This window comes from Curvivirga aplysinae (assembly GCF_009711445.1).
GTDB classification, from domain to species: Bacteria; Pseudomonadota; Alphaproteobacteria; order UBA8366; family Aestuariispiraceae; genus Curvivirga; species Curvivirga aplysinae.
In genome coordinates this window covers 1-6,141 of the sequence record NZ_SMMC01000066.1, presented here as the reverse complement: position 1 = coordinate 6,141, position 6,141 = coordinate 1, and the positions used below count along the sequence as shown (strand labels likewise).

Annotated in this window: 7 protein-coding genes; 3 read left to right on the top strand and 4 right to left on the bottom strand. The window is 44.0% G+C overall.

From position 1 onward, the window contains the following. Window positions 1-497, top strand: a 497-nt coding sequence (locus E1160_RS01045) for an Lrp/AsnC family transcriptional regulator (protein ID WP_218048633.1), incomplete at its 5' end; no start/stop codon positions are given. Here the strand turns inward: E1160_RS01045 and E1160_RS01040 are convergent. Continuing rightward, window positions 487-1,278 carry a sulfite exporter TauE/SafE family protein gene (locus E1160_RS01040; protein WP_155153135.1) on the bottom strand — a complete coding sequence of 264 codons (792 nt, stop codon included), beginning with the start codon at window positions 1,276-1,278 and terminating at the stop codon, window positions 487-489. The two genes, E1160_RS01045 and E1160_RS01040, sit on opposite strands and share 11 nt — an antisense overlap. 22 nt (window positions 1,279-1,300) lie before the next feature. Then, entirely contained in the window at window positions 1,301-2,887 is a 1,587-nt protein-coding gene (locus E1160_RS01035; protein ID WP_155153134.1) for an aldehyde dehydrogenase (NADP(+)), read from the bottom strand. A 212-nt stretch (window positions 2,888-3,099) separates the two neighbouring features. Here E1160_RS01035 and E1160_RS01030 point away from each other — a divergent pair, with 212 nt between their 5' ends. Both E1160_RS01030 and E1160_RS01025 read left to right on the top strand, forming a co-directional pair. Next, complete coding sequence (locus tag E1160_RS01030) at window positions 3,100-3,480, top strand: SH3 domain-containing protein (RefSeq protein ID WP_155153133.1); 381 nt, start codon at window positions 3,100-3,102, stop codon at window positions 3,478-3,480. Window positions 3,481-3,506: 26 nt separating this feature from the next. Continuing rightward, the gene (locus tag E1160_RS01025; protein ID WP_155153132.1) at window positions 3,507-4,097 is read left to right on the top strand and encodes a hypothetical protein; all 591 of its coding nucleotides are present in this window, start codon (window positions 3,507-3,509) and stop codon (window positions 4,095-4,097) included. Here the strand turns inward: E1160_RS01025 and E1160_RS01020 are convergent, their stop codons facing one another. Together E1160_RS01020 and E1160_RS01015 are read right to left on the bottom strand one after the other, a co-directional pair. Further along, window positions 4,098-5,318, bottom strand: coding sequence for a M24 family metallopeptidase (locus tag E1160_RS01020; protein WP_155153131.1), 1,221 nt, complete (start codon window positions 5,316-5,318; stop codon window positions 4,098-4,100). 100 nt (window positions 5,319-5,418) lie between these two features. Next, window positions 5,419-6,141 (bottom strand): GntR family transcriptional regulator (locus tag E1160_RS01015; RefSeq protein WP_155153130.1); only part of this gene is annotated, 723 nt, incomplete at its 5' end.

Below are 6,141 nucleotides of genomic sequence, written 5' to 3'. Positions count from 1 at the left end.
TTATTATAGTCATAAATATTCATATTATGGGAAATTATTTCGTTATGGATGATGCAAAACTTTTGAGGGAAATACAGCGGGATGCGGATATCTCGTTACAGGATTTGGCAGATCGCGTGGGCATGTCCCAATCCACGGTATGGCGCAAGATGCAGGATTATGAAAAATCAGGTCTGATTAAAGGGAAGGTGGCCTTACTGGATGCGGATCAATTGGGGTTGAAAATCTGTGTGGTGGCGAATGTGTCATTGACCAGTCATAGTGAAGCGGCGGTGGATGCCTTTACCAAGCTTGTTAAAGATCATCCGGAAATTGTCGAATGTTATTCTTTATCCGGTGCCTATGATTATATGGTTAAAATCTATGTGGAAGACATCGCCACCTATGAAAGTTTTATGAGCCGTTATCTTTTACGCAATGAATATATCGCCTCTGTTACATCCGGCTTTGTGTTGAAAGAATTAAAGAACACCACCGAATTACCGATCAGAGAATAAAGAAATAAGCCGCCCAGTCATAGATCAGCTTGAACCCTGTCAGGCAAAGGAAGCTATAACAAAGCAGATAAAACAGATCATCCGATACTTTGTGATGTAGCTTGATACCCAAATACATACCCAATGGGGCTAGGGGTAAAAGGACGAGGCTGGTGGTTAAGACACTGCCATCAAATTGTCCGATCATACCGTAAGGGATCAGCTTCACTAAATTGATTGCGGTGAAGAAGAAAACCGTCGTGGCTTGATAGAGGGTCTTATCCAGCTTTTGTGGTAACATATAGGCATTTACAGGCGGGCCGCCCGCATGGGCTACGAAACTTGTGAAGCCTGCCACGCCACCCCAGAAATAGCCGTAAAGTCGTCCGGGGATTTTTTGGTCTTTCTCTTGATGCTTTGGGAGTAGATACCCAAACCGTTTCTTGAAGAATTTGAGAGAGAATATCACGGCAATTAGACCGATAATCAATCTGATCCAGGCTTCATGAAAATATTCAAAAGTGAAGGTACCGATGGTGATGCCGATGATTGCAGCAGGCACGGTAATGGCCAGATGTTTCCAGCTCCATTTACGCCAAAAGGCATAGAGCCCCACCACATCCATACAGCATAGGATCGGTAACATCAGGGCGGCCGCCACATTAATTGGCACAGCAAAGGCAATGATGGGGACAGCGACAACCCCAAGGCCGCCGCCAAAGCCACCCTTACTGATACCTGCTATAAAGATTGCTGGAATGGCGCAGAGATAGAAAAATAGATCAGTCGGTATTTGGTCCATCTAACGCTGCGCCTTTTGGTTCCTAAAGCGCGTTTGTTCCCCACACGCCGTCGATTAATCTTTGAATGCCAAGCGGATTTGCATTTTTCAAAGCTTCCGGTAACAAGTCATCCGGCATGTTCTGATAACATACAGGGCGCACAAAACGCTCAATGGCTTTAGAACCTACGGAAGTTGAACGGGAATCCGTGCTGGCAGGATAGGGGCCACCATGAACCATCGCATGGCAAACTTCAACACCTGTCGGGAAACCGTTTACTAAAACGCGACCAGAGTTACGCTCCAAATGTGGCATCAGATTACGGGCAGCTTCCGTATCCTCCCCATTCATCTGGATGGTTGTGGTGAGTTGTCCGATCAGATTGGCGGAGAGTTCTTCCATTTGCTCCAGATTGTCGCATTCGACGATAAATGCGGCTGGGCCGAAGATTTCTTCGGACAGGTCTGAATTTGCTTTCCAACCTGCATAGTCAATTTCAAAGATGGCTGGTGTTGCACAGAATGGATTATTGGTATCTTGTGTGGATAGCAGGCAAGTAAGACGGTTATCACCGGCTAATGCTTTGGTGGTGTTTGCGTAAGCTGCGGCAATACGGTCTGTAAGCATGGCTTGTGGGGCAATGTCCTTCAGAATCGAAATTGCTTTGGTCTTGAAGCTATCTAACTCTGTTCCTTTTAGACCTACAATAATGCCGGGATTGGTGCAAAATTGCCCAACACCCATGGTTAAAGAAGCTGCCCAACCTTCGGCGATGGCGTCTGCTTTTTCAGACATGATGGATGGCATTAGGAAAACGGGGTTGTTACTGCCTAATTCCCCATAAAAAGGAATTGGATCAGGTCGAGAAGCTGCGATATCAAACAAAGCGCGTCCTCCTGCAAGGGAACCCGTGAAACCAACGGCCTTAATCGCCGGATGTTTCACAATGGCTTGACCAACAGACTGATCGCCCCCTTGGATCATACTGAAAACACCTGATGGAAAATTACATGTTTTGATGGCTGCATCAATAGCTTGGGCAACTAATTCTGTTGTGCCGGGATGGGCAGAGTGGGCCTTTACAACGACAGGGCAGCCTGCGGCCAAGGCAGAGGCTGTATCACCGCCTGCAGTGGAAAAAGCGAGCGGGAAATTACTTGCCCCGAAAACAGCTACGGGACCCAGAGCTTTATTTGATACCCGAATATCTGGACGTGGCAAAGGCGCACGATCAGGCAAAGCAGTATCAATACGGGCACCAAGCCAGCTGCCTTCTTCGATCCATTCGGCAAAGAAACGTAATTGGCCCACGGTCCGACCACGCTCGCCCTCAAGACGGGAAGCAGGTAAAGCGGTTTCTGCTTGTCCAATTTCTGTGATGGCATCCCCACGGGCATCAATTTCATCTGCAATTGTGCGAATAAAATCTGCACGGGCTTTAACAGGTAAGCTGGCAAAGGTTTCTGCGCAATTTGCGGCGGCCTGTGCCGCTTGATCCATTAAATCCACATTGCCGTGAGAGAAAGAAGTTTCATTTTCGGTATTGTTGGTTGGGTTATGGGATTTAAACCCACTTTCCGTTGCAATCCATTCCCCGTCGATCAAATGTTTGCCCGTTAAACTGCTCATAACGAAACGTCCTTCTAAAAAAATGTTTGTGATATATTTAAGATATATCAGATGATTTGAGGTTTGACTATAGAGAACTGAACATGAAGGTGTTTTTGCTGTAGTCACAAAAATGCCTCCTTTTCATTCCATATCTAAAAATAGAAAAGAAGATTGAGATATAAGAATTTCGGTCGTAAAGTTTCTTAAAGTAAAATCAGATAGGTAAGATTATGAAAAAGCATCTTTCTTTTATTTCGGCTTTAACCTTGGCTTTTGGTATGTCAGCTAGTGGTATATCGGTTGCACAAGATGGTAGTATCTCTATCACAGGGGATGTCACTCAAGACGTGACCACAATGCAGACAGAAGATGGGTCCAAAAGTGCTGCTTCCATTACAGGTGATGCCAATCTTATTGGTTTCTATTTTACTCAGAAAAATTCAAATATGCGTAGTGGCCCGGGCACATCCCATGCTGTTCTGACGACAGTTCCAAAAGGTCAGGAAATCTATGTGGATGGCCTTGAAGGGGAATGGTACCGCGTCAACTTCACCCAAGGTCAAATCGGGTATATTTTCTCAACCTTGCTAGATAAAAATCCACCTAAGTAAAGTTCAGATTTAATAGGATTGGTTTGATGTGGTATCGGTTATTCAGTGTGGGTTTCTTGCTAGCACTGATAGCCTGTACCCGCAGTGAAACCATTTCCTTATCACATGATGAAACCGTGGAGGTTGAGTGCCTTCCCATTTATGGAAATTGGTGTGGCGAAGGTTATCCCGCTTATCTTGATACTGGGTTTCACCCTGAACCAGTTGATGTGTGGGATCAAGCCTGTATGTCCCATGATATTTGCTATGACCAAACGAATGAAGATGGGCGTGCAGAATGCGATTTGGCTTTTACAAATGAAATTGATCGACTTTATCAGGTTGGATATCCGGTTCCAGCGGCAATGAATGCTGCTTATATGCTTTTTAATAAGGATTTGGTTTATCGCCAAATCTGGATCAGCCTGCGCGATGTTGAAAAGACGTATAAATATTCCTGCCGCGGTGGAGATGGACAACCAGCTCTTTTCTGTGATGTGGGTATGGGACGTGACAATTGTGAAGTTGATCTGGATGCTTATGTTGAGACAGGTAAATGTTCATGTAATTACGCGCCCACAATCTGGGGTGACTCTGTCAGAAAGTGGGGCACACGTATTTACTCAGCGATTGAATGATTAAGCATCTATTCCAAAAGGATCAGTTATACTGTGAGAAGGCTCAGTAAACCATTTAGGTCCCTCATCGGTCATATAAAAATGATCTTCAAGTCGTACACCAAATTCACCATAAATGCAGATCATCGGCTCATTTGAGAAGCACATACCCGCGGCTAATGGTGTCTTATTACCGCGAACTAAATATGTGTCTTCATGGACATCCATTCCAATTCCGTGGCCCGTGCGATGGGGAAGGCCCGGTACTTGGTAATCAGGACCTAATCCTGCTGCGGCAATAACATCACGCGCGGCTTTATCTACATCTCCGCAAGCTGTACCAATTTGTGCCGCATCAAAAGCGGCTTTCTGCGCTTTCTTTTCCAAGTTCCAGATTTCTATTTGCTTTTCAGTCGGGGTACCGAAGCAATAGGTGCGGGTTATATCTGATTGGTATCCATCGATGCTGCAACCTGTATCAATTAATACCATGTCACCTTCTTTTAAGCTTTGTGGATAGCTGACCCCATGTGGATAGGCAGTAGGTTCCCCAAATAAGACGATGCAGAAGGTGGAGCCATTATCTGCACCCATTGCCCGATGCATGTCATCAATAAATTTCTTTACCTCAATTGTAGTGATGCCTTTATGTAGGATACGTGCGGCTGCTTTGTGGACTTCCAGCGTTAAGTTTTTGGCTTGCTGTAGAAGGGTGATTTCCGATTTAGATTTAATGACACGACAAGCGGATGTTACGACATTTCCGTTAATGAAAGAGAAGTCGTTCGCGACCTTTTGTAAACCGTCGACTACAAAGAATTGAGTCTTTTCGTCAATTGCGACTGTTCCTGACTTAATATTGCGATCTTTGAGGGATTGTATCAGGATCTCATAAGGGCTTTCATGTTCTTCCCAGCCAACTAAATCACCTTCAAGCTTCATCTTTTCTTTGACGGTTTCAGATTCAAACTGAGGGCAGATATAATATAGATCACCGTTGGCTGGAATGATCGCACCTAATAGACGTTCACTTTGATGAGATTTGATACCTGTGAAATAAGTAAGACTTGTTGTGGAATCTAGATAAAGCGCATCAATGTTTTTTGTAAGCATGATGTCTTTTGCCTTTTGGATACGGGCCTGATATTCCTCTAAACTTATTGCTTTCGCATCCTCGCGCATATTTTGCGCAGATGCCAATTCGGCTTCAATCGTTGATCCGCCTATGCCAATCCCGCTCATTTTTTGATCCTTAATCTGATATATCAATGAGCATGACTAATATATCAGCTGTAAAGCTAAGTCAATTTTAGGAATTGTAACGGCGAGAATGTTTGATTTATTAGTTTTTAAATACTTTATCGAAATCACGAAACGTATATTCGGATCTTGTTGCACGACGATTTGGCCATTTAGGGGCAGATTTAAAAGAATTATTCTTTAAGATATGTTTCTTCAATAACCTATTGGCAGCACTTAAGTTTTTTTCGCGGATGAAGTTAAGAATAACGGGATGATCTGCTAATGTCTTGTTTTTGCGTGTTTGTGTCAGCATAAAACGTGTCATCATCGCATTCATGATCGGGATGATATTATCGTAACTGTCTAACAGATACTGATTGCCTGCTGCTTGAACGATGGATCGATGAAAGCGTGTATCATTTGTCTGACAGACTTCCCAATCTTCTTGTTCAAATCCTTTTTGTAATTGCGTCCAGCAATCATCCAGTTTTTCTATCAACTTTGTGGAATCGCCACGCATGGCAATTTTTAAGGCGTTTGTTTCCAATATGACGCGAGTTTCCAACAATTGGCGTATTTGTTCCTTATCAGGGACAGTCACGTAACATCCTGATTGAGGAACAATATCAACCAGACCTTTTCTTTGTAATTCTAACAAAGCAGTACGAACTGGCGCCTTGCTAATATTCAGAGCCGTCGCCAGTGCATTTTCGGAAAGAGGTTCTCCAAAATCCAGTTCGGCGGAAATAATTGCATGTTCAATTTTCTCGTAAGCAAACTGGGATAAATTTGCAGGACGATCATTGTTATTTTGGGTCATGAT